General features: G+C 69.8%; 22 protein-coding genes. 5 read left to right on the forward strand and 17 right to left on the reverse strand.

The window, feature by feature from the left end; all coding sequences use genetic code 11:
* The first annotated feature begins 3 nt into the window (after positions 1-3).
* Together E1161_RS23120 and E1161_RS23125 are read left to right on the forward strand one after the other, a co-directional pair.
* A complete protein-coding gene (locus E1161_RS23120; protein WP_207920365.1) occupies positions 4-1293 on the forward strand; it encodes a YibE/F family protein in 1290 nt (429 codons plus the stop codon).
* A 39-nt stretch (positions 1294-1332) separates the two neighbouring features.
* Positions 1333-1722 (forward strand): hypothetical protein, encoded by a 390-nt coding sequence (locus E1161_RS23125; protein WP_132626720.1) that lies wholly within the window; start codon positions 1333-1335, stop codon positions 1720-1722.
* Between the two features lie 25 nt (positions 1723-1747).
* Here the strand turns inward: E1161_RS23125 and E1161_RS23130 are convergent, their stop codons facing one another.
* The 3 genes from E1161_RS23130 to E1161_RS23140 are packed head-to-tail and all read right to left on the reverse strand — an operon-like array spanning position 1748 to position 4347.
* Positions 1748-2380 carry a hypothetical protein gene (locus tag E1161_RS23130; RefSeq protein WP_132626722.1) on the reverse strand — a complete coding sequence of 211 codons (633 nt, stop codon included), beginning with the start codon at positions 2378-2380 and terminating at the stop codon, positions 1748-1750.
* Positions 2377-3645 carry a histidine--tRNA ligase gene (gene hisS / locus E1161_RS23135; protein WP_132626724.1) on the reverse strand — a complete coding sequence of 423 codons (1269 nt, stop codon included), beginning with the start codon at positions 3643-3645 and terminating at the stop codon, positions 2377-2379. The genes E1161_RS23130 and hisS overlap by 4 nt, the downstream gene beginning before the upstream one ends.
* Before the next feature lie 21 nt (positions 3646-3666).
* Positions 3667-4347 carry an MBL fold metallo-hydrolase gene (locus E1161_RS23140; protein ID WP_132626726.1) on the reverse strand — a complete coding sequence of 227 codons (681 nt, stop codon included), beginning with the start codon at positions 4345-4347 and terminating at the stop codon, positions 3667-3669.
* Positions 4348-4515: 168 nt separating this feature from the next.
* On the opposite strand from E1161_RS23140, the gene E1161_RS23145 reads away from it, so the two are divergent.
* Positions 4516-5346, forward strand: a complete 831-nt coding sequence (locus E1161_RS23145) for a peptidylprolyl isomerase (protein WP_132626728.1) — start codon at positions 4516-4518, stop codon at positions 5344-5346.
* Positions 5347-5596: 250 nt separating this feature from the next.
* On the opposite strand, the gene E1161_RS23150 is transcribed toward E1161_RS23145, so the two are convergent.
* The 12 genes from E1161_RS23150 to pdxS all read right to left on the reverse strand — a co-directional run bounded on the left by E1161_RS23150 (position 5597) and on the right by pdxS (position 17974).
* Complete coding sequence (locus tag E1161_RS23150; protein WP_132626730.1) at positions 5597-7912, reverse strand: RelA/SpoT family protein; 2316 nt, start codon at positions 7910-7912, stop codon at positions 5597-5599.
* A gap of 201 nt (positions 7913-8113) precedes the next feature.
* Positions 8114-8674 (reverse strand): adenine phosphoribosyltransferase, encoded by a 561-nt coding sequence (locus tag E1161_RS23155; RefSeq protein WP_132626732.1) that lies wholly within the window; start codon positions 8672-8674, stop codon positions 8114-8116.
* On the reverse strand, positions 8674-9849 hold the full coding sequence (gene secF, locus E1161_RS23160; RefSeq protein WP_132626734.1) for a protein translocase subunit SecF: 1176 nt from the start codon (positions 9847-9849) through the stop codon (positions 8674-8676). Before secF ends, E1161_RS23155 begins: the two co-directional genes overlap by 1 nt.
* On the reverse strand, positions 9846-11399 hold the full coding sequence (gene secD / locus E1161_RS23165) for a protein translocase subunit SecD (RefSeq protein ID WP_132626736.1): 1554 nt from the start codon (positions 11397-11399) through the stop codon (positions 9846-9848). Before secD ends, secF begins: the two co-directional genes overlap by 4 nt.
* 333 nt (positions 11400-11732) lie before the next feature.
* A complete protein-coding gene (yajC, locus tag E1161_RS23170) occupies positions 11733-12119 on the reverse strand; it encodes a preprotein translocase subunit YajC (protein WP_132626738.1) in 387 nt (128 codons plus the stop codon).
* Between the two features lie 162 nt (positions 12120-12281).
* Complete coding sequence (gene ruvB / locus E1161_RS23175; RefSeq protein ID WP_132626740.1) at positions 12282-13349, reverse strand: Holliday junction branch migration DNA helicase RuvB; 1068 nt, start codon at positions 13347-13349, stop codon at positions 12282-12284.
* Positions 13350-13357: 8 nt separating this feature from the next.
* The gene (ruvA, locus tag E1161_RS23180) at positions 13358-13957 is read right to left on the reverse strand and encodes a Holliday junction branch migration protein RuvA (RefSeq protein WP_132626742.1); all 600 of its coding nucleotides are present in this window, start codon (positions 13955-13957) and stop codon (positions 13358-13360) included.
* The gene (gene ruvC / locus E1161_RS23185) at positions 13954-14565 is read right to left on the reverse strand and encodes a crossover junction endodeoxyribonuclease RuvC (RefSeq protein WP_132626744.1); all 612 of its coding nucleotides are present in this window, start codon (positions 14563-14565) and stop codon (positions 13954-13956) included. The genes ruvA and ruvC overlap by 4 nt, the downstream gene beginning before the upstream one ends.
* A 169-nt stretch (positions 14566-14734) precedes the next feature.
* A complete protein-coding gene (locus E1161_RS23190; protein ID WP_132626792.1) occupies positions 14735-15202 on the reverse strand; it encodes a DUF4262 domain-containing protein in 468 nt (155 codons plus the stop codon).
* A 271-nt stretch (positions 15203-15473) separates the two neighbouring features.
* Positions 15474-16226, reverse strand: a complete 753-nt coding sequence (locus tag E1161_RS23195) for a YebC/PmpR family DNA-binding transcriptional regulator (RefSeq protein WP_132626746.1) — start codon at positions 16224-16226, stop codon at positions 15474-15476.
* A gap of 34 nt (positions 16227-16260) precedes the next feature.
* Positions 16261-16905 carry a pyridoxal 5'-phosphate synthase glutaminase subunit PdxT gene (gene pdxT / locus E1161_RS23200; RefSeq protein WP_132626748.1) on the reverse strand — a complete coding sequence of 215 codons (645 nt, stop codon included), beginning with the start codon at positions 16903-16905 and terminating at the stop codon, positions 16261-16263.
* A gap of 166 nt (positions 16906-17071) precedes the next feature.
* Positions 17072-17974, reverse strand: a complete 903-nt coding sequence (gene pdxS / locus E1161_RS23205; protein WP_132626750.1) for a pyridoxal 5'-phosphate synthase lyase subunit PdxS — start codon at positions 17972-17974, stop codon at positions 17072-17074.
* 200 nt (positions 17975-18174) lie between these two features.
* Between pdxS and E1161_RS23210 the strand changes: the two genes are divergently transcribed.
* Positions 18175-20283: an elongation factor G-like protein EF-G2 gene (locus tag E1161_RS23210; RefSeq protein WP_132626752.1), complete on the forward strand. Its 2109-nt coding sequence runs from the start codon at positions 18175-18177 to the stop codon at positions 20281-20283.
* A gap of 106 nt (positions 20284-20389) precedes the next feature.
* Here the strand turns inward: E1161_RS23210 and pgsA are convergent, their stop codons facing one another.
* Complete coding sequence (gene pgsA, locus E1161_RS23215) at positions 20390-20992, reverse strand: phosphatidylinositol phosphate synthase (RefSeq protein WP_132626754.1); 603 nt, start codon at positions 20990-20992, stop codon at positions 20390-20392.
* Between the two features lie 215 nt (positions 20993-21207).
* Between pgsA and E1161_RS23220 the strand changes: the two genes are divergently transcribed.
* Positions 21208-21732 (forward strand): YceI family protein, encoded by a 525-nt coding sequence (locus E1161_RS23220; RefSeq protein WP_132626756.1) that lies wholly within the window; start codon positions 21208-21210, stop codon positions 21730-21732.
* 233 nt (positions 21733-21965) lie between these two features.
* On the opposite strand, the gene E1161_RS23225 is transcribed toward E1161_RS23220, so the two are convergent.
* Positions 21966-22439, reverse strand: coding sequence for an HIT family protein (locus tag E1161_RS23225; protein WP_132626796.1), 474 nt, complete (start codon positions 22437-22439; stop codon positions 21966-21968).
* Between the last annotated feature and the right edge of the window lie 10 nt (positions 22440-22449).

Consider the following 22449-nt stretch of genomic DNA (forward strand, 5'->3'; position numbering starts at 1 on the left):
GGCGTGTTCTTCGCGCCGCCGGAGGAACCGCGCTCCCACCGGCGGCGCGAAGAACACGCCGGTCACGGGCACGGGCACGGCCCGGCCGCCCCCGCTTCGACGCACGTCAAGCGACTGCTGGCATTCCTGCTGATCCCGTTCGCGCTGGCCGCGGTCGTCGGGATCTTCATGCTCTACCCGTGGGGTCACGACCAGAAGACCGGCGCCGACCTCGGGTTCGGGCAGTCCCCGGTCAACGGCGAGGTCATCTCCGCCGGAGCCACCTCGTGCAGCGAGGGCGAGGCCGGTCAGGGCTGCGTCCAGCTCGCCGTGAAGATGCAGGACGGGCCGCGGGCGAACCAGACCATCGAGCAGGTCGTGCCCACCGACCCGGGCAGCCCGCGCTTCGCCGTCGGCGACCAGGTGGTGCTCTCCTACGCAGGGGAGAACCCCGACGACCCGACGTCGTTCCAGGTCGTGGACTTCCAGCGCGGCATGCCGCTGACGCTGCTGGCGCTCGTGTTCGCCGCCGCCGTCCTCGTGCTCGGCCGCTGGCAGGGATTGGCCGCGCTCGTCGGTCTGGGCCTGAGCCTGGTGATGCTGGTCGGATTCGTGCTCCCCGCGATCCTCGCCGGTGAGGACCCGCTGCTGGTGGCGGTCGTCGGCGCCGGACTGATCATGTTCATCGTGCTGTACCTCACGCACGGGTTCTCCGCGCGGACCTCGACCGCCGTGCTCGGCACGCTGCTGAGCCTGGCGCTCATCGGCGTCCTGAGCACCGCGTTCTCGGCCGCCACCAGTCTGACGGGGCTGGACGAGAACACCTCCAGCCTGATCGGGGCGCTGGGCGCACCCATCGACGCGCGCGGTCTGCTGCTGGCCGGCATCGTCATCGGCGCTCTCGGCGTCCTCGACGACGTGACCGTCACCCAGACCAGCGCCGTGTGGGAGCTGCGAGCGGCCAACCCGGCGTTGTCCTGGCGGCAGCTCTACGGGGCGGGTTTGCGCATCGGTCGCGACCACGTGTCCTCGGCGGTCAACACGCTGGTGCTGGCCTACGCGGGCGCGGCGCTGCCGATGCTGCTGGCCTACACCCTCTCCGGCCGCACCTTCGGCGAGGTCGTCAGCTCGCAGGCCGTGGCGCAGGAAGTCGTGCGCACCCTCGTCGGCAGCGTCGGCCTGGTCGCGGCGGTGCCCATCACGACGGCCATCGCAGCGCTGGTGGCCGTCCAGGAACCCGCCGAACAGCCTGGCGAAGCGGGTGCCGAACGGGCGAAGAAGCGGCGACGTCCGGGTAGAGCTGGTAGTAGGTAGGGCTGCGCGTTGCGGGCGACCTGCCGCAGACTGGCGGGCATGCCCACGCCGTTACCCACATTCGGCAGCGTCCTGGACGTCCCCGGCCGCCTGCTCGGGGGCCTGACGTCCCTCGGCGGAGCGGTGCTCCGCGAGGCGACGGCCGTGCTCGCCGCGATCCACGCCCTGCCGCGCCTGGTGGTCGCGCTGGAACGGATCGGACCGCTGTCCGACACCCTCGCCGAGACGCGGGACGCGCTGCGCGAGCTCGCCGACGGCACGAACGACCTGGGCCCGACCGCCGACCAGCTGCGATTCCTGCACGAGCAGGTCGTCCAGCTCGCCTGCGATCTCCGCGTCCTCGAACCGGACGTGGAAGCCCTCACCAAGACCACGGCCCGACTCGACCAGACGGCCCAGCTCCTCATCACAGCCCTCAACCGCGCCTGAACGTCACCCTGCATCCCCACGAGGGTCAGAGGGTGGCGACGAACTTCGAGACCGCCTCCGGCTGGAGGCGCTGGGCCATGCGGCCCTGAGGCGCGAGGGACGCGAGCTGGTAGAGGGGCCGGTTCGGTGGGGCCTCACCCCTGGCCTCCGCGCGGAGCTGCGCGACGACCAGCTGGGAGAGCACCAGACCGCGGGTGTCCTCGTTGCCCGCCAGGGCGTCGGCGAGGCGGCGCAACGCGTAGATCCCCAGCTCGCGGCCACCGGTCCCGGCGTACATGGCCAGCGAGACGCTGATCGCCTTGCCCTTGGGGGCACCACCGATGAGCACGTTGATGGTGCGGGCACCGCGCAGGTCGGTGACGAACAGCTCCAGCCGCGTCGCCTTGTGCACGTCGACCACCCTGCTGCCCAGGGCGCGGGCCACGACCTCGTGCCCGCGCAGCGTGATGGTCTTGCGCGACTCGGTCCAGGCCAGCAGCAACAGCGGCACCGCGACGATCACCAGCGTCGTCGCGAAACCGACCGGCCCGGCGAACACGCTGACGATGCCGCCGAACGCTGCGGCCACGATGACCGCCGCAATCGCCACGTTGCGGGCCCGGACCCGCACGGTGCGCCGGTCCAGCAGGTTCAGCGGCACCGCCTCGACTTCGCTCATCGGCCCTCCGCGACCGCCGCACGCACGTCGTCGACCAACGACTCCAGCGACACCGCGCGCTGCTCACCGGTGGCCAGCTCCTTGAGCTGCGCGCTGCCGGATTCCAGGTCGCGCTCGCCCAGCACCAGAGCGAAGCGGGCGCCGGAGCGGTCGGCGGCCTTCATCGCGCCCTTGAGGCCCTTGCCGCCGTAGGCGATGTCGACCCGCACGCCGTGCGCGCGCAGCCCGCCGGTGGCGGCGACCAGCTTGCGCTTGGCCGTCTCGCCCATCGGGACGCAGTAGACGTCGCACCGCGACTGGTCACCGACCGACAGCCCCTCGGCCTGGCAGGCCAGCAGCGTGCGGTCCACGCCGAGGCCGAAGCCGATGCCGGACAGCTCCTGGCCTCCCAGCTCGGCCATCAGCCCGTCGTAGCGACCACCGCCGCCGATGCCGGACTGCGCGCCGAGCCCGTCGTGGACGAACTCGAACGTCGTCTTGGTGTAGTAGTCCAGACCGCGCACCAGCCGCGGGTTCTCCACGAACGCCACGCCGAGGTCCACCAGGTGCGCCTTGACCGACTCGTAGTGATCCTTGGCCTCGGCCGAGAGGTGGTCGACCATCAGCGGCGCGTCGGCGACCATCTCGCGAACCTCGGCACGCTTGTCGTCGAGCACCCGCAGCGGGTTGAGCTCGGCGCGACGCTTCGTGTCCTCGTCCAGCGGCAGGCCACGCAAGAACTCCTGCAGCTTGGCGCGGTAGGTGGGACGGCAGGTGGCGTCGCCCAACGAGGTCAGCTCGATGCGGTGCCCGGTCAGGCCCAGCCGCCGGTAGCCCTCGTCGGCGATCGCGATGACCTCGGCGTCCAGCGCCGGGTCGTCCACACCGATGGCCTCCACGCCGACCTGCTGCAGCTGCCGGTAGCGACCGGCCTGCGGGCGCTCGTAGCGGAAGAAAGAGCCGCTGTAGTACAGCTTCACCGGCAGCTGGCCCCGGTCGAGGCCGTTCTCGATGACCGAGCGCATCACGCCGGCCGTGCCCTCCGGGCGCAGCGTCACCGAACGACCGCCCCGGTCGGCGAAGGTGTACATCTCCTTGCTGACCACGTCGGTCGACTCGCCGACACCGCGCGCGAACAGCGAGGTCTCCTCGAACAGCGGCAGCTCGACGTAGCCGTACCCGGCGCGACGCGCGGCGTCGGCCAGGGTGTCGCGCACCGCGAGGAAGCCCGCCGAGTCCGGCGGGAAGTACTCCGGAATGCCCTTGGGGGCGTTGAACGTGCTCATCAGGTTCGCGATTCGTCCTCGTCAGTGGGCGTCAGATGCGGGCAGTTCCTGCAGGAACGGGTTGCCCGCGCGCTCGCGCCCGATGGTGGTGGTCGGTCCGTGGCCCGGCAGCACGACGGTCTCGTCGTCCAACGGCAGCACCTGGGTGCTCAGCGACTCGAGCATCTCGCCGTGGTCGCCACCGGGTAGATCGGTGCGCCCGATGGCGCCGGCGAAGAGGGTGTCGCCGGACAGCAGCAGCCGCCCGCCCTCCTCTGCACCGACGCCGAACAGCACCGACCCGCCGGTATGGCCCGGGGTGTGCGTGACGTCGAAGCGCAGCCCCGCCAGCTCCAGCACGTCGCCGTCGGCGATCTCGCGGACCTCGGCGGGCTCGTCACCGCTGATGCCGTCGCCGAAGAGCTGGCGGCCCGCGGGCCCCAGCGCCGCACCCGGGTCGGCGAGCATGAACCGGTCGACGGGGTGGATGTGGGCGGGGACGTCGTGCTCGGCGCAGATCTGCGCGGCCGAGAGCACGTGGTCGAAGTGCCCGTGCGTCAGCAGCACGGCGGCAGGCGTGAGCCGGTGCTTGGCCAGCTGCTCGTTCAACGGCTCGACGGCGTCCTGCCCGGGGTCGACGACGACGCAGGCTTCGCCCTCACCGCGGGCCAGCACGTAGCAGTTCGCCTGCAGCGGTCCTACCGGGAAGCCGAGGACAAGCACGTCAGAAGGGCCTTTCGTCGAGGATGCACAGCCGAATGGCATCCCTAGATTATCGTCCGCCGCCGATCCGCCTGCGCACACCGGCATGGGCTCTCAGGAAGCGGTCCCGGGGCACCTCATAAACTCCGCTGCACAACATCAGATCATGGAGTGCGGGGAGGGGAGCAAGTGCCCAGCAACGAGCAGCGTCGTCAGGCGGCCAAACGGAAGCTCGAACGCCAGATGCAGCGCCGTGAGGAGCAGGCCAAGCGACGCCGGGTGATCACCATCGGGGCGACGATCGTGGTGGTCATCGCGATCGTGGTTGGCGTCTTCTACTTCAGCCGCAGCGGCAGCGCGCCCGCGGCCGAGCAGCAGCCGCCGCAGCCGCAGGTCAACATCCCGACCGAGCTGGCTCCGCCGCCGACCCGTCCGGCCCCGCTGGCCGACCCCGTCTCGTGCACCTACCGCCCGGACGGTCAGGCGAGCAAGCCGGTGCAGCCGCCGGCCAACGGCGAGGTGTCCTCGAAGGGCACCGTGCAGGCCACCATCGAGACCAACCAGGGCAACATCCCGCTGACCCTGGACCGCTCGCTGGCCCCCTGCACCGTGAACAGCTTCATCAGCCTGGCCAAGCAGTCGTTCTACGAAGGCACCAACTGCCATCGGATCAGCACCGAGGGTCTGCAGATGCTGCAGTGCGGTGACCCGACCGGGCAGGGCTCCGGCGGTCCCGGCTACGCCTTCGACGACGAGACGTTCCCGGAGCTGAAGTACGGCCGCGGCTACCTGGCGATGGCGAACTCGGGTCCGAACACCAACGGCAGCCAGTTCTTCATGGTCTTCGGCGACGCCCAGCTCTCGCCGGACTACACCGTCTTCGGCACGATCTCCCCCGAGGGCCTGGAGGTCATCGACGGCGTCGCTCGCGCGGGCCACGACGGCGCCTTCGACTCCTCTGCGGGCGGTGGCCACCCGCACGAGCAGGTCACCTTCAACAAGATCAACGTCCAAGCCTGACCCGGAGACCCTGCAGGGACCCGATGCGAACAGGGGCACCGTTCCACCCGGAACGGTGCCCCTTCCGCTGCGATGACCGGTCTTCAGTGGAAATCGGGAACCGGACTTCCATTGGAATCGGGGTCCTGATCTCCATTGAAATCCGGGTAGGGGACGTGAGACCGCTGCTTGGCGGGACACGACGCCCGGTTTCGGTCAGGTCAGGTCCGGTGGACTCGGGTGGTCGGCATTGGACCGGTCCGGGCAGGGGTCAGGTGGCCGAGGTGACTCGGTAGACGTCGTAGACGCCTTCGATGTTGCGGACCGCCTTGAGGACGTGGCCGAGGTGCTTGGGGTCGCCCATCTCGAAGGAGAAGCGGCTGACCGCCACCCGGTCCTTCGAGGTGGTGACCGAGGCCGAGAGGATGTTGACGCGCTCGTCGGCGAGGACCTTGGTGACGTCGGAGAGCAGGCGGTGGCGGTCGAGGGCCTCGACCTGGATGGCGACCAGGAACACCGAGGACGACGACGGCGCCCAGTGCACCTCCACCAGGCGTTCCGGCGTCTTGCGCAGGTCGTCGGCGTTGGTGCAGTCGGTGCGGTGCACGCTGACCCAGCCGCCGCGGGTGACGAAGCCCAGGATCTCGTCGCCGGGAACCGGGGTGCAGCAGCGGGCGAGCTTCGCCCACACGTCACCGGCGTCCTTGACCACCACGCCGGAATCGCCGCTGCTGCGCCGCTTTCCACCGCCCTCCAAGGTGGACGGCGTTGAGCGCTCGGCGATCTGGTCGGCGGCCTGCTCGGGTCCGCCGATGTGCTGCACCAGCTGCTGCACGAGGTGCTGCGCGGAGAGCTGCTTCTCCCCCACCGCCGCGTACAGGGCGGTGACGTCGACGTAGTGCAGCTCGCGGGCGACGGCCCCCAGCGCCTCAGCGGAGACCAGGCGCTGCACCGGGAGTCCGAGACGCCGGATCTCCTTGGTGATCAGCTCCTTGCCGGACTCGATGGCCTCTTCGCGGCGCTCCTTGGCGAACCACTGCTTGATCTTGGCCTTCGCGCGCGGCGAGGCGACGAACGACAGCCAGTCGCGGCTCGGGCCGGACCCCTCCGCCTTGGAGGTGAAGATCTCGACGACCTCGCCGTTCTCCAGCTTGCGCTCCAGCGCCACGAGCCGGCCGTTGACCCGCGAGCCGATGCAGCGGTGCCCGACCTCGGTGTGCACGGCGTAGGCGAAGTCGACCGGTGTCGAGCCGGACGGCAGCGTGATCACATCGCCCTTGGGCGTGAAGACGAAGATCTCGCGAGTGGCCAGGTCGTAGCGCAGCGACTCCAGGAACTCGCCCGGGTCTGCGGCCTCGCGCTGCCAGTCCAGCAGCTGGCGCATCCAGGCCATCTCGTCGACCTCGACACCGCCGCCGCTGTTGCGGCCCTTGGTCTCCTTGTAGCGCCAGTGCGCGGCGATGCCGTACTCGGCGGTCCGGTGCATCTCGCGGGTGCGGATCTGCACTTCGAGGGGCTTGCCCTCCGGGCCGATGACCGTGGTGTGCAGCGACTGGTAGACGCCGAAGCGCGGCTGGGCGATGTAGTCCTTGAACCGGCCGGGCATGGGTTGCCACAGCGCGTGCACCACGCCCATCGCCGCGTAGCAGTCGCGGATCTCGTCGACCAGGATCCGCACGCCCACCAGGTCGTGGATGTCGTCGAAGTCGCGACCGCGGACGATCATCTTCTGGTGGATCGAGTAGTAGTGCTTGGGCCTGCCCTCGACCTTGGCGGCCAGCCGGGCGGCGTCGAGCTGCGTGGACAGCTCGTCGATCACGGTGCGCAGGTAGGTGTCGCGCGAGGGGGCGCGGTTGGCGACCAGGCGCACGATCTCGTCGTACTTCTTGGGCTGCAGGATGGCGAAGGCCAGGTCCTCCAGCTCCCACTTGATCGTGGCCATCCCGAGCCGGTGCGCCAGCGGCGCGAGCACTTCGAGGGTCTCGCGGGCCTTGCGGGCCTGCTTCTCCGGGGGCAGGAAGCGCATCGTGCGCATGTTGTGCAGCCGGTCCGACAGCTTGATCACCAGCACCCGGGGGTCCCGGGCCATCGCGATGATCATCTTGCGGATGGTCTCGGCCTCGGCCGCCGCGCCCAGCTTGACCTTGTCGAGCTTCGTGACGCCGTCGACCAGGTGGGCGACCTCGTCACCGAAGTCGGACCCGAGTCGCTCCAGCGAGTAGTCGGTGTCCTCGACGGTGTCGTGCAGCAGCCCCGCGACCAGCGTGGTCGTGTCCATGCCGAGCTCGGCCAGGATCGTGGCCACGGCCAGCGGGTGGGTGATGTAGGGGTCGCCCGACTTGCGCTTCTGGCTGCGGTGCTTCTCCTCGGCGACGTCGTAGGCGCGTTGCAGAAGCGTCAGGTCGGCCTGCGGGTGCAATTCGCGGTGGACGACGGCCAGCGGTTCCAGGACCTGCTTGACCTGGGCGGCGCGCTGAGCGGTGATCCTCCTCGCCAGCCTGGCGCGGACTCGGCGCGTGGCCGAGGTCGCACGCGGCTCGGCAACCGGATCGGTTGCCGAGGCAGGAGAATCAACGTGGTGGCTCACCGCACGCTCCCGGGCTCAGGCGTTGCTTAGTCCCAGGTCCGGGGGACCCGGACACTGAGAATAACGCCGACGGGTCAACGACCCATCCCTGGTGTGGTGGTCGATACGCCCAACGGTCACCTTCTGCAGTCGAGATGACCTTGGGAATTCAGCCGAACCGATCACCGACCGTTGTGACGCTGCTGGTGGGCAGCGTCCGGATCAGGATCGCAGCAAGGCGCGGACGTGCACGTCGACGATCTTGTCCCGCCCTTCCAAGGCGGTGAGCTCCATCACGACCGTGGCCGCGGTGACCTCGGCACCCGCCTGGCGGATCAGCCGGCACGCGGCACCCAGGGTGCCTCCGGTGGCCAGCACGTCGTCCACGACCAGGGCCCGCTGTCCTGCACGCAGGGCGTCGGCGGGCAGCTCCAACGTCGCGTGGCCGTACTCCAGCTCGTAGGAGATGCGGTCGGCGACCTCCGGCAGCTTGCCGGGCTTGCGCAGGCCGATCACCCCCGTGCCGAACGCCTGGGCGACGGCGGCGCCGAGCAGGAAGCCGCGGGCCTCGACGCCGGCGACGACGTCGAACTCCAGCCCCCGGCCCAGCGCGTCGGTGATCGCCCGCAACGCCGCCGGATCGGCGAGCATCGGGCTGATGTCGCGGAACAGCACGCCCGGCTCCGGGAAGTCGGGGACCTCCCGGATCAGCCGGACCGCGCTGTTGAGGGCGACGTCGTCGCCGTCCACCACTTCGACGCCGGCGGTGACTTCCTCAGGCATCAACGACGTCGCTTTCCGCTGGGCCGCGCGGCCTTGCCCGCCGGGCGCGCCGCGGGCTGCTGCCGCGTCGTCGCACCGGCCGGGACCGGGCGCTTGGGCTCCTCCGGGACGTCCTCGCCCGCCTCGCGGGCGGCGGCCTTGGCCCGGCGCTGCTCGACCTTCTTGGCGTGCGAGCGGTACTTCGACTCGCTCATCTTCAGGTCCACCAGCAACGGCGTCGCGAGGTAGATCGAGGAGACGACGCCGGTGATCATGCCGACCAGCTGCACCAGCGCCAGGTCGCGCAGCACGCCGACGCCGAGCAGTCCGGCACCGACCACGAGCAGGCCGAGCACCGGCAGCAGAGCGATGACCGAGGTGTTGATCGAGCGCATCAGCGTCTGGTTGACGGCCAGGTTCGCCGCCTCCGGGTAGGTGCGGCGGGTCATGCTCAGCAGGCCCCGGGTGTTCTCCTTGACCTTGTCGAAGACCACCACGGTGTCGTACAGCGAGAACCCGAGGATCGTCAGCAGACCGATCACGGTGCTCGGCGTGACCTCGAAGCCCACCAGCGAGTAGATGCCGGCCGTGACCACGACGTCGTGCAGCAGCGCGGCGAGTGCCGCGACCGCCATCCACTTCTCGAAGTAGAACGCGAGGAAGATCGTCACCAGCACCAGGAACACGCCGAGCGCGAGCAGCGCCTGGGTGGTGATCTCCCCGCCCCAGGTGCCGGAGACCGCGCTGTCGCTGAGCACCTGCTGGCTGGGCTTGCCCGTCCCGTCCAGCGGCTGGACCTGGTTGAAGATCTCCTGCTTGGCCTCCATGACCTGGTCCACCGTCAGCGACGAGGACCTGACCTGGATGCTCTGGTTCGCACCGGCACCGACGACCTGGACAGTCTCGGCCGGGTGCCCGATCGCCTCGCTGAAGGCGGACTGCACCGCGTCCGTCTCGATCGGGCCCTGGGCGCCGACCGCGGGCACGGAGATCTTGGTGCCGCCCTCGAAGTCGATGCCGAGGTTGAACCCCTTGAACCCGATCGCGCCGATGCACAGCAGCACCAGCAGACCGAGCGCGATGTACCAGCGGGAACGCTTGCCGATGATGTCGAAGGCACCGGTACCGGTGTAGAGCCGGTGGAAGACGCTCTCGCGCTTCTGGGCCCCTTCGGTTTCAGGAGTCGTCACCTTCACGCCTCCTTGGAGGTGGTCGCGGCGGCCTTGCGCGCGGCGCGGTTCCGGTTGCCGATGCGCTGCACGGCGCCCAGCCCGGAGACCGACGGCTTGGACAGGAACTTGTTCCTCGAGGCGAGCGCCACCAGCGGGTGCGTGACCAGGAAGACCACCACGAGGTCGAGCACCGTGGACATGCCCAGGGTGAACGCGAAGCCCTTCACCTGGCCGACGGCCAGCACGTAGAGCACCGCGGCGGCGAGGAAGCTGACCGCGTCGGCGGACAGGATCGTGCGCCGCGCCCGGACCCATGCCCGGGGCACCGAGGAGCGGAAGGTGCGACCCTCGCGGATCTCGTCCTTGAGCCTCTCGAAGAACACGATGAACGAGTCAGCGGTGATGCCGATGGCCACGATGAACCCGGCGACTCCGGCCAGGTCCAGGGTGAAACCGATCCACCGCCCGAGCAGCACCAGCACCCCGTAGACCACGCCACCGGACAGGACCAGCGACAGCACGGTCAGGATGCCCAGCAACCGGTAGTAGGCCAGGCAGTACACAGCCACCAGCAGCAGGCCTATGCCACCGGCGATCAGGCCCGCTTCCAGCGAGGCGATGCCCAGCGTCGCCGAGACAGTCTCGGCCTCCGACTGGTCGAAGGCCAGCGGCAACGAGCCGTACTTGAGGATGTTGGCCAGGTCCGTGGCGGACTGCTGGTTGAACTGGCCGCTGATGCTGGCGTTGCCGCCCAGCAGCGGCTCATTGATCGAGGGCGCGGAGACGACCTCGCCATCCAGCACGAACGCGGCCTGCTGGTTGACGTTCGCGGAGGTGAAGTCCGCCCAAGTCTTGGCTCCACCGGACTTGAAGTTGAGGCTGACCGACCAGCCCGGATTGCCGCCCTGCGGGTTCGGCGGCTGGGCCATCGAGTCAGCGATCTCCTTGCCCTCCAGGAAGACCGGCTCGAGGATGTACTTGGCCGTGCCCTCCCGGTCACAGGCGACCAGCGGCAGCTTCGGGTCCTCGTTGCCGCGCAGCGGGTCCTCGGCCTTGCAGTCCAGCGCTTGCGCGGCCTGCATCAGCACGTTCGGATCGGTGCTCTGCCGAGTCGCCTTCGCGGCTTCGATCGCCCGAGCCGAGTCTCCGGGCGGCTGCGCCTGCTGCGGCGCCGTCGGAGCAGGGGACTGGGTGGCGGGGAGCTGCTGGGCGACCTTGCGGAAGTTCAGCTCCGCGGTCTGCCCGAGCTGCTTGGCTTGTTCACCGCCCGCACCGGGCACGGTGATGATCAGGTTCGATCCGTCGAGGGCGACCTCGGAGCCGCCGATGCCCATGCCGTTGACGCGGGTCTCGATGATCTGGCGCGCCTGGTCCAGCGACTCCTTGCTGGGAGGCTGCCCGTCCGGGGTTCGCGCGGTGAGCGTGACCCGCGTTCCTCCCTGCAGGTCGATGCCCAGTTTCGGATTGGGCTTGCCATCACCGGTGAAGAACACCAGTGCGTACAGCGCCATCACGATCAGCGCGAAGATCGCGAGATAACGCCCTGGGCGCAGCTGCCCGGCCGGAGGTGCCACGGTGCGTAGGTCTCCTGTTCAGGGTCAGTTCGGATGCGCGACCCGGCCGGGGCCGAGAGCGCGAGCGGCGAGCGGTTTCGCCCTCGACAACGTACCGCCGGTTGTACCGGGTGCCGCCGTTCGACGCGATCTCATGGCGATCTTCGCCACCACCGACCGCGTACCGCCATCCAGTCTCGCAGGCCCGAACCGAACCGCGACTACATGGGGTGGCCGAACGGCAGCGACGCGGGCCCGGAGTGGTTGGCTCCAGTGCCCGCGTCGCGATGACGACATGTTGTCCCCGGCGGGCGCCCGGCGTGCGGCACCCGTCACCGGGGTCGACCAAACGCGTCAGCTGGTCTTCTGCTTCTCCGCCGACTCGGTGACCTCGGTCTCGGCCTTGTCCTCGACCTTGGTCTCCTCGGTCGCGGTCTCCTCGGTCGCGGACTCCTCGGTCGCGGACTCCTCGGCGGCCTCGGTCTCGACCTTCTCGCGGACGGCCTGACGCACCCAGGTGGTGGTCATGCCCGGAGCGATCTCGATGTCGATGGTGTCATCGCTGGTCGACACGACGGTGCCGAAGACGCCGGAGGTCGTCATCACCCGGTCGCCTGCGGTGATCGAGTTCTGCAGCTTCTGCTGCTCGGCCATCGCACGCTTCTGCTTGCGGGCCTGCAGGAACAGCGGCACCGCCAGCAGGACGATCAACAGCGGCAGGATCAGGGATTCGAGTTGCATCATGCTCCGTTCAGCGGGCGCACGACAGGACCAACCAACGAGTCCGCGCCCGGTTTGTTCGGATGTTCTAGCCCCAGTCTGCCAGGTCAACGGAAGTGCCAGGTTGACGCGTGGCATTCAGCTGGTCCGCCGCCACCGTAACGGCGGATTGTCACCATTCGGTCACTCCGCGAAGAGGGAGGGCGGACCCTCTCCGGGAGCGTTCGCCGGAGGGGTCATGCCCAGGTGGAACCAGGCGGCGGCGGTGGCCACCCGACCTCGCGGGGTGCGGGCCAGCATTCCCGCTCTGACCAGGTAAGGCTCGCACACCTCCTCCACCGTGGTGGGCTCCTCGCCAACCGCGACCGCTAGCGTGGAGATGCCCACCGGCCCGCCGTGGAAGGACTTGATCAACGCCCGCAGCACCGCCCGGTCCAGGCGGTCCAGACCCATCTCGTCGACGTCGTAGACCTCCAGCGCGGCGCGCGCGACCTCGCGGGTCACCGCACCGTCGGCGCGGACCTCGGCGTAGTCGCGGACGCGGCGCAGCAGCCGGTTGGCGATGCGCGGCGTGCCCCGGGAGCGGCCGGCGATCTCCGCGGCACCGTCGTCGCGCAGGTCCACGCCCAGGATGCCCGCCGAGCGGCGAACCACCTGATCGAGTTCGCCGGAGGTGTAGAACTCCATGTGCGCGGTGAAGCCGAACCGGTCCCGCAGCGGACCCGTCAGCGCTCCCGAGCGGGTGGTGGCCCCGACCAGCGTGAACGGCGCGAGTTCGAGCGGGATGCTGGTCGCGCCCGGCCCCTTGCCGACGACGATGTCAACGCGGAAGTCCTCCATCGCCAGGTAGAGCATCTCCTCGGCGGGGCGGGCGATCCGGTGGATCTCGTCGATGAACAGCACGTCCCCCTGGGAGAGGTTGGACAGCATCGCCGCGAGATCACCGGGCTTCTCCAGCGCGGGGCCGGAGGTGACGCGGATGGCCGACCCCAGTTCGGCGGCGATGATCATCGACAGGCTCGTCTTGCCCAGCCCGGGCGGTCCGGAGAACAGCACGTGGTCGGGCTGGTCGCCGCGCCGCAGCGCGCCGTGCAGGACCAGTTCGAGCTGCTCGCGCACGCGCGCCTGCCCGACGAACTCGCTGAGCTTGCGCGGGCGCAGCGTCATCTCGACGTCGCCCTCGCCGTCGTCCTCGTGCGGGGCCAGCGAGACCGCGTCCTCGGGCACCGACCAGTCCTCTTCCTCGAACATCGGCTACCTCACTTGGGCCCGAGGGTGGCCAGCGCCTTGCGCAGCACCGCGGAGGTGTCCAGGTCGCCGCCGCCGTTGGACAGCACGGCTTCCACGGTCTGATCGGCCTGCTTCGCGGAGAAGCCCAGCCCCACAAGCGCATCGGAGACCTCGCTGCGGACCCGGCCGCGATCGACGGTGGCCGTCGGTTCGACCGTGGTGCCCGCGACGACGCCGACCTTGTCGCGCAGTTCGAGGACCAGCCGCTCGGCGCTCTTCTTGCCGATGCCCGGGACCTGGGTGAGCACCGTGAGGTTGCCGTCAGCAAGGGCCGTGCACAGCTGCTCCGGCGAGAGCACCGCGAGGGTGGCCAGGGCGAGCCGGGGGCCGACGCCCGAGGCCGTCTGCAGCAGCCCGAACAGGTCACGCGCCTCGGCGTCGGCGAAGCCGTAGAGGGTCAGCGAGTCCTCGCGCACGATCAGCGAGGTCCACAGCCGGGTTTCCTCGTCGCGCCGCAGGCCGGCGAGGGTTGAGGGGGTGGCGTGCACCGCCATGCCGACGCCACCGACCTCGACCACGGCGTGGTCGAGGCCGATCGACAGCACCGGTCCGCGCACCGTGGAGATCATCGGGTCTTGCCTCCTGTGTTGGGAGCGGCCTGCTCTCGCTGGCTCGCTCGCTTCTCCTGCGCCGCCTTGAGCTTCGCGCGGTGGTTGCGCGCCATCTCGGCGGCTCGCGCCTCCGCCTGCGCCAGCCGGTCCATCATCGGCGCCCGCCACAGGTGGCAGACGGCCAGGGCCAGCGCGTCGGCCGCGTCGGCCGGTTTCGGCGCCTCGGCCAGCCCGAGGATCTTGGTGATCATCGTGGTGACCTGCTTCTTGTCGGCCCGGCCGGAACCGCTGATGGCCGCTTTGACCTCGCTCGGCGTGTGGAAGGCGACCGTCAGGCCGCGGCGCGCTGCGGCTAGCGCCACCACGCCCGAGACCTGCGCTGTTCCCATCACGGTTCGCACGTTGTGCTGGCTGAACACCCGCTCGATCGCCACGACCTGTGGTTCGTGGAGGTCCATCCACCGCTCGACCTCGGTGGCGACGGTCATCAGCCGCGAGGCGAGCTCGTCCTCCTGCGGACTGCGCGCCACGCCGACGGCAACGCACGCGACCGAGCGCCCCTTGCCGCCGTCGACCACACCGAGCCCGCAACGGGTCAACCCCGGGTCGATTCCCAACACGCGCACGACGCCACCCACCAAGCCCGGAAGAACACTCGTTCGAACCCTAACCAACGCAGGCTCACGCACCACACCCGACACGCCCTCCCCATCACTCAGCCGAGTGGGATCCTGAGCTTCACGCGGAGATCCGGTGGGTGCGGCCCTGCAGGCGAACGCGGTCCGCCGGGCCGGGTCAGGGGCCGTCGACGCCCGGTGTCCAGGATTCGGGGAGGCCGGAGTCGGTGAGGATCGGCTGGTACTCCCGGAAGCCGCCAGGAGCGTCGGGCTGCCACGGGAACTTGGCTTCCTCCGGGCTCGACGCGATGAGCTGCACCGCCGGGAAGTCCGGTCCGTTGTAGACCAGGAACGCCGAGCCGAGGTACTCCGGGTAGTGCTGGAGCGCGATCTTCTCGAAGGTCACCGGGCAGCCGTGCAGGAAGCCCTCGTAGAGCTGACCGGGCTGGAAGCGCTCGCCCTGGCCCGCCCGCTGCACGTAGGTGTTGACCACCGAGTGCGCGACCTCCTGCGGAAGCCCGATCACCACGACCTCGGGCTTGCCGAACCGGCGCCACGCGCCGACCGAGAAGGCGTAGGCCGGGCCGCTGTCGTCCCCGGCGACGTGCATGACCGCGGCGCCGTGCTGCTCCGCGGTGTTGACCATCCACTTGCGCAGTGATTCATCGGTGTCGACCACGGCGCCATTCTGCACGTCAACGCAAGCACCGCTCCCCCGACGTCCCGATCCGCGGACGCCGGGGGAGCTGTTCGTGCACTTGGTGATCCGGGTGCGAGCGGCGCGGCCGCCAGGCGTGAGGGCCACCCACCGCCACGGGCCCTGACACGTCGTCTGGCGAGTACGCCCCGTCGACATGCTCGAGGAGTGGCGACGGCATCCAGACGGCGCGTCGACCGCACCGCCACGCAGGACGAGCTCAGGCGTTGACCTCGGCCATGACCGAGTCGCTGACGTCGAAGGCGGCGTAGACGTTCTGGACGTCGTCGCAGTCCTCGAGGGCGTCGATCAGCTTGAAGATCTTGCGCGCGCCCTCGGCGTCGAGCTCGACGTTGACCGAGGCCAGGAAGTTGGTCTCCGCCGAGTCGTACTCGATGCCTTCGGCTTGCAGCGCCTTGCGGACGTCGACGACGTCCGAGGCGTCGGACAGGATCTCGTAGCTCTCGCCGAGGTCGTTGATCTCCTCGGCGCCCGCCTCCAGGACGGCCGCGAGCACGTCGTCCTCGCTGAGGCCGTTCTTCGGCAGCAGCACCACGCCGCGACGGGTGAACAGGTACGCGACCGAGCCCGCGTCGGCCATCGAGCCGCCGTTGCGGGTCATGGCGGTGCGGACCTCGCCCGCCGCGCGGTTGCGGTTGTCGGTCAGGCACTCCACCAGCACGGCGACGCCGTTGGGGCCGTAGCCCTCGTACATGATCGTCTGCCAGTCGGCGCCGCCGGCCTCTTCGCCAGCTCCGCGCTTGCGCGCGCGCTCGACGTTGTCCATCGGGACCGAGCTCTTCTTGGCCTTCTGGATCGCGTCGAAGAGGGTCGGGTTGCCCTCCGGGTCACCGCCGCCGGTGCGGGCCGCGACCTCGATGTTCTTGATCAGCTTCGCGAAGAGCTTGCCGCGCTTGGCATCGACGGCGGCCTTCTTGTGCTTTGTGGTGGCCCACTTGGAGTGGCCGCTCATCTCTCCTCCGTCTTTCCACGCCCGCGACGGGATGTCACCGCCCGCGGACGATCCGTACGAAACAGCGGTGCACCCGATCGTCCCCCTCGACCAGTTCTGGGTGGAAGGCCGTGGCGAGCACCGCTCCCTGCTGAACCGCGACGATCCTACCGGCGAGGCCTTCGCGCTCGGTGGTGTCGGGGGTGGTCGCGTCGTCCACCCCCTCGGGCACCGTGGCCAGGACCGACACACCGGCGCCGATCTTCTCGACCCACGGCGCGCGGATGAACACCGCGTGGACGGGGTCGGAGATCCCCTGGAAGTCGAGGTCGGTCTCGAAGGAGTCGACCTGCCTGCCGAAGGCGTTCCGGCGCACGACGACGTCCAGCGCACCCAGCGGGCGGACCGCTGCGGTCCTGTCGTCGTCAACGCTGGTGGCCAGCATGATCATTCCGGCGCAGGAACCGTAGGCGGGCAGTCCGTCGGCCAGCCGCGCGCGCAGCGGTTCGTAGAGCTCGAAGATGTCCAGCAACCGGGTCATGGTGGTCGACTCACCGCCGGGCAGCACGATGCCGTCCACGGCGTCGAGCTCCTCGACCCGCCGGACCGGGATCGCCCGCGCGCCGCAGCGCTGCAGCGCGGCCAGGTGCTCGTCCACTCCCCCTTGCAACGCCAGCACACCGATGACGGGTTGACCCATCGTTGCCCCTCCTACCCTCGAAACCCCAGGAACAGGTGCGAACGGCGCGGCCGCGGGTTCTGAGCCGTCGTCCGGAGAGGACACCGTGCGCCGGCGCCTCGGATTCCGGACGACGCCTCAGGGGCTGCTACCCGCACCGCCGAGCGAAGATGACCGCGAGAGAAGCTCACCAGCCGCGACCGGCGAGGCGGTCCTCGTCGGAGAGGCCGTCGATGTTGATGCCGACCATGGCCTCGCCGAGACCGCGCGAGACCTTCGCGAGGACGTCCGGGTCGTCGTAGAAGGTGGTGGCCTTGACGATGGCCTCGGCGCGCTTGGCCGGGTCGCCGGACTTGAAGATGCCCGAGCCGACGAACACGCCCTCGGCGCCGAGCTGGCGCATCATCGCTGCGTCGGCGGGGGTGGCGATGCCGCCCGCGGTGAACAGCACGACCGGCAGCTCGCCGGTGCGCGCGACCTCGCGGACCAGCTCCACCGGCGCGCGCAGCTCCTTGGCCGCCACGTACAGCTCGTCGGCTTCCAGGGTGGACAGCCGGCGCATGTCGGCGCGGATCTGGCGCATGTGCCGGGTGGCCTCGACGACGTTGCCGGTGCCGGCTTCTCCCTTGGAGCGGATCATCGACGCGCCTTCGGAGATCCGGCGCAGCGCCTCACCGAGGTTGGTCGCACCGCAGACGAACGGCACCGTGAAGGCCCACTTGTCGATGTGGTTGGTCTCATCAGCGGGGGTCAGCACCTCGGACTCGTCGATGTAGTCGACTCCGAGCGACTGCAGCACCTGGGCCTCGACGAAGTGGCCGATGCGGGCCTTGGCCATCACCGGGATGGACACCGAGTTGACGATGCCCTCGATCATGTCCGGATCCGACATCCGGGCCACGCCGCCCTGCACGCGGATGTCGGCGGGCACGCGTTCGAGCGCCATGACCGCGACCGCTCCGGCCTGCTCGGCGATCTTGGCCTGCTCGGGGGTGACCACATCCATGATCACGCCGCCCTTGAGCATCTCGGCCATGCCCCGCTTCACGCCGTCCGTGCCGGTGGGAGCTGTGTCCGCTGCGCTAGTCAACTTTGATCTTCCTTCACATTCCGGAGGTGTTCCCGTCACCAACCTAGACGCGAACTGGACCACCGCAACGGTCCACTCAGTCCCGATTTCAGTAGTCCACTTCACGCTCGGGTCGCCCAGGCGCGGCCTTGCACGAGCACACCACCGGGTGTGTGATCGGAGACACATCTCTGGCCGTCCGGGTAGCGCAGGAGCTCGCCATGGGAAGCAAACAAGCCGGCACAGCGGCTGGGCCGGGTGTCCCGGCCCCCTCAGATCCCGCTCAGATCCGCAACGTCGTCCTGGTCGGCCCTTCCGCGGCCGGCAAGACCACGCTCGTCGAGGCACTGCTGGAGGCCACCTCCGCCATCCCGCGCCCCGGCGCGGTCACCGAGGGCACCACCGTGTGCGACCACGAACCGGCCTCGATCGACCAGCAGCGTTCCATCGCGCTGTCCATCGCCCCGGTCCAGCACGGGGAGACCAAGATCAACCTGATCGACACGCCCGGCTACGCCGATTTCGTCGGTGAGCTGCGCGCGGGCCTGCGCGCAGCCGACGCGGCGCTGTTCGTGGTGGCCGCGACCGAGGGCGTCGACGCGGCGACCCGCGCCATCTGGCACGAGTGCGCGGCGGTGGGGATGCCGCGCGCGGTGGTCATCTCGCGGCTCGACCAGCCGCGGGCCGACTTCGACACCGCGCTGCTGACCTGCCAGGACGCCTTCGGAGGAGGCGTCCTTCCGCTGTACCTGCCGCACGTGGAGGGCGGCGAGCCGACCGGCCTGCTCGGGCTGGTCACCGAGAGCATCTACCAGGACGGCCAGGTCCGTCCCGCCGACGAGGCACTGCGCGCGGAAGTGGAGCAGCCGCGTGGCGAGCTGATCGAAGCGATCATCGCCGAGAGCGAGGACGAATCCCTCATGGACCGCTACCTCGCGGGCGAGCAGATCGATGAGGACACGCTGATCGGCGACCTGGAGACGGCGGTGGCGCGCGGCGGCCTGCACCCCGTGCTGCCGGTGTCGGCGCTGACCGGCCTCGGCATCCCCGAGGTCCTCGACGGCATCCGGCGCGGCTTCCCGTCGCCGCTGGAGCACCAGCTGCCCGAGTTCACCGACCCGCATGGCGGCAACCCGCGCCTGCTCACGCCCGATCCGGACGGCCCGCTGGCCGCCGAGGTCGTGCACACCTCCGTCGACTCCTACGTCGGACGCGTCTCGCTGGCCAGGGTCTTCTCCGGCACGATGCGCCCCGAACGGCCGGTGCACGTCTCCGGGCACGGCATGGCCGAGCGCGGCCACCCCGACCACGACGAGGACGAGCGCGTCGCCCACCTGTACTCACCGCTGGGAGCGACCCTGCGGGAAGTGCCGCAATGCGTGGCGGGTGACCTGTGCGCGCTGACCAAGATCGGCTCGGCCGAGACCGGCGACACGCTCTCCGACCCGTCCGACCCGATGCTGCTCACCCCGTGGCCGATGCCCGAACCGCTGCTGCCGATCGCGGTCACCGCCCACAACCGCAGCGACGAGGACGCCCTGGCCCGCAACCTCAACCGGCTCATCGCCGCCGACCCGAGCCTGCGCCTGGAACGCGACAGCGAGACCCACCAGCTGGTCCTGTGGTGCATGGGCGAGGCGCACGCCGGCGTCGTCCTGCAGCGGCTGCGCGAAGGCGGCGCCGAGGTGGACACGGTTCCGGTGCGGGTCGCGCTGCGGCAGACCTTCACCAAGCCGGCCAAGGGCCACGGGCGGCACGTCAAGCAGTCCGGTGGGCACGGCCAGTACGCGGTGTGCGACCTGGAGATCGAGCCGCTGCCCGCGGGTTCCGGCGTGGAGTTCGCCGAGGAGGTGGTGGGCGGTGCGGTGCCGCGCCAGTTCATCCCCAGCGTCGAGAAGGGGGTGCGAGCTCAGCTGGAGAAGGGCATCACGGAGGGCTGCCCGATCGTCGACGTCCGGGTCACGCTGGTCGACGGCAAGGCGCACAGCGTCGACTCCTCCGACGCGGCGTTCCAGGCCGCCGGCGCGCTGGGGGTGAAGGCGGCGGCCGAGCAGGCGGGCCTGACCACGCTCGAACCCGTCGACGAGGTCGCCGTGCGCATCCCCGACGAGCACCTGGGCGCGATCCTCGGGGACCTGTCGAGCCGCCGGGGCAAGGTCGTGGGCACCGAGCCGGAGGACGGCGGGTGGACGGTCGTGCGCGCGCACGTCCCGGCCAGCGAGCTGATCCGCTACACGGTCAACGTCCGCTCCCTGACCTCGGGCAGCGCGACCTTCACGAGGCACTTCGAGAGCTACGAACCGGTGCCGGACGGTCTCGTGCCCAAGTGAGGGCGGTTCCGGTTCGCAGACGGGAACGGAACGTCGATCATGGACGGTTCGAACCGGAACCGCCCATCGGCAACCGCCGATGACAACGCTCCGCGGCCGGAACCGGTCACGCCTTCGATGAGGCGTGGACCGCGTGGAGGCGTTGGGCGATGGTGATCAGGGTCAGCGCCGCGAGGAGCCAGATGGCGACGTCCAGCACGTGGGGGACGCTGAGCCCGTGCAGGCCCGCGCCGGTGAGGATGATCAGGAAGCGCTCGGCCCGCTCGGCGAGGCCGCCGTCGGCGTGGAGGCCGTTGGCTTCGGCCCTGGCCTTGATGTAGGAGATCACCTGGGCACCCGCCAGGCAGATCAGCAGACCCAGGCCTCGATCCCCATCGACGTCGACGACCAGCGCCCACCAGACCAGCGATCCGAACAGGACGCCGTCGACGATCCGGTCGCAGCTGGCGTCCAGCACTCCTCCGAAGCGGGTGACGCGGCCGCCGACGCGGGCCATCGCGCCGTCGAGGACGTCGAAGAGCAAGAAGATCGCGGTCACCACGGTGCCGACGAACAGCTCACCGCGCGGGAAGAACCACAGCGCCGACAGCACGGAGGCGACGGTTCCGATGACCGTCACCGCGTTCGGCGTCAGGCCGATGCGGACCAGGCCGAGACCGATCGGGTTGGTCAGCCGGGACAGGGACGCCCGCGCGAAGATGTTGAGCATGTGCCTTCAGGTGCCAGCGGTGGTGTGCAGTGACGTCCGCGCAGGATGCGCGTTGTTGCAGATTAACCGGATCTGGATCGGCTCCGGCCGCAGGTGTGACGATCACCGGGGACCGGAGGTGACGCCTGACACACCTAGGAATGGTTGAAGCTTCAACCTAGTTGGGCCAAGGTGAGAGCAACACCGACAACAACCCCCTTTGGAGGCACGCGACCATGACGGCCACCGCGCAAATCCCCGGCTACACCACCGGCACCTGGGACATCGACCCGGTGCACTCGGACATCCTGTTCTCGGTGCGCCACATGGGCGTCGGCAAGTCCCGGGGTCGCTTCGGCGCCTTCTCCGCCGAAATCGTCACCGCCGAGGACCTGCTGCAGTCGTCGGTCACGGCGACCATCGACGTCTCGTCGATCGACACCCGCAACGCCGATCGCGACGCCCACGTGCGCAGCGCCGACTTCTTCGACGCCGAGCAGCACCCCACCGCGACCTTCCGCTCCACCGGCATCCGCCAGGACGGCGAGGACTACTTGATCGACGGTGACTTCACGCTCAAGGGCGTCACCAAGCCGGTCACCCTCACCGCCGAGCTCAACGGCTTCTCCGAGAACCTGCTGGGCATCTCGGCCACCACCACCATCAACCGCACCGACTTCGGTGTCGGCCAGGCCGGTGGCGCCGTCGTCGGCGAGAAGATCACCATCACGCTGGACCTCGAAGCCCAGCTCCGCGCCTGATCCCCCTCAGGAAGAAGAGCAGGACCGGCACCACGCCGGTCCTGCTCTTCGCGTTCTGGCAAGCGACGAAGTCGCTTCCTCTTCCACCACCCGAGAACCGCAACGGGTTCTGACACGTCTTCTGGGGAGGACAGCCGCAGCGCCGCTATTCGACATACTCAAGTCGCGGAATTCGGAGCCAGGAGGCGTATCAGGTTCCGCCACCCGCACCGGTGAGCAAACGAGTGGATCCCCTACTCCGCCCAAGCGTCGGCCAGCAACTTCCAGGTGTCTCCTAGCAGCTGCGGCAGCACCTTGGTGTGGCCGATGACCGGCATGAAGTTGGAGTCGCCGCCCCAGCGCGGCACCACGTGCTGGTGCAGGTGCGCGGCGATGCCTGCACCGGCCACCGGGCCCTGGTTGAGACCGATGTTGAAGCCGTGCGGTGCGGAGATCTTGCGGATCACCCGCATCGCGCGCTGCGTGTACTCGGCGACCGCGACCGTCTCGTCGACGGTGAGCTCGGTGTAGTCCGCGACGTGCCGGTACGGCAGGACCATCAGGTGCCCCGGGTTGTACGGGTACAGGTTCAGGATCGCGAACACCAGCTCGCCGCGCGCCACGATCAGCGACTCCGAGTCGGGCTGACCGGAATCCAGCAGCCGGCAGAACGGGCAGCCATCGCTGTCATCGCCGTCCGGCTTGTTCTCGCCCTGGATGTAGGCCATCCGGTGCGGT

Source organism: Saccharopolyspora aridisoli, assembly GCF_004348445.1.
In the GTDB taxonomy this organism is placed as follows: domain Bacteria; phylum Actinomycetota; class Actinomycetes; order Mycobacteriales; family Pseudonocardiaceae; genus Saccharopolyspora; species Saccharopolyspora aridisoli.

What these genes read in the sequence shown, in the direction of transcription:
- E1161_RS23125 (WP_132626720.1), top strand. Translation starts at nt 1,333, where the DNA reads ATGCCCACGCCGTTACCCACATTCGGCAGCGTCCTGGACGTCCCCGGC.
- E1161_RS23130 (WP_132626722.1), bottom strand. Translation starts at nt 2,380, where the DNA reads ATGAGCGAAGTCGAGGCGGTGCCGCTGAACCTGCTGGACCGGCGCACC.
- hisS (WP_132626724.1), bottom strand. Translation starts at nt 3,645, where the DNA reads ATGAGCACGTTCAACGCCCCCAAGGGCATTCCGGAGTACTTCCCGCCG.
- E1161_RS23155 (WP_132626732.1), bottom strand. Translation starts at nt 8,674, where the DNA reads ATGCCTGAGGAAGTCACCGCCGGCGTCGAAGTGGTGGACGGCGACGAC.
- yajC (WP_132626738.1), bottom strand. Translation starts at nt 12,119, where the DNA reads ATGCAACTCGAATCCCTGATCCTGCCGCTGTTGATCGTCCTGCTGGCG.
- ruvB (WP_132626740.1), bottom strand. Translation starts at nt 13,349, where the DNA reads ATGTTCGAGGAAGAGGACTGGTCGGTGCCCGAGGACGCGGTCTCGCTG.
- ruvA (WP_132626742.1), bottom strand. Translation starts at nt 13,957, where the DNA reads ATGATCTCCACGGTGCGCGGACCGGTGCTGTCGATCGGCCTCGACCAC.
- E1161_RS23190 (WP_132626792.1), bottom strand. Translation starts at nt 15,202, where the DNA reads ATGGTCAACACCGCGGAGCAGCACGGCGCCGCGGTCATGCACGTCGCC.
- E1161_RS23195 (WP_132626746.1), bottom strand. Translation starts at nt 16,226, where the DNA reads ATGAGCGGCCACTCCAAGTGGGCCACCACAAAGCACAAGAAGGCCGCC.
- pdxT (WP_132626748.1), bottom strand. Translation starts at nt 16,905, where the DNA reads ATGGGTCAACCCGTCATCGGTGTGCTGGCGTTGCAAGGGGGAGTGGAC.
- E1161_RS23210 (WP_132626752.1), top strand. Translation starts at nt 18,175, where the DNA reads ATGGGAAGCAAACAAGCCGGCACAGCGGCTGGGCCGGGTGTCCCGGCC.
- pgsA (WP_132626754.1), bottom strand. Translation starts at nt 20,992, where the DNA reads ATGCTCAACATCTTCGCGCGGGCGTCCCTGTCCCGGCTGACCAACCCG.
- E1161_RS23220 (WP_132626756.1), top strand. Translation starts at nt 21,208, where the DNA reads ATGACGGCCACCGCGCAAATCCCCGGCTACACCACCGGCACCTGGGAC.
- E1161_RS23225 (WP_132626796.1), bottom strand. Translation starts at nt 22,439, where the DNA reads ATGGCCTACATCCAGGGCGAGAACAAGCCGGACGGCGATGACAGCGAT.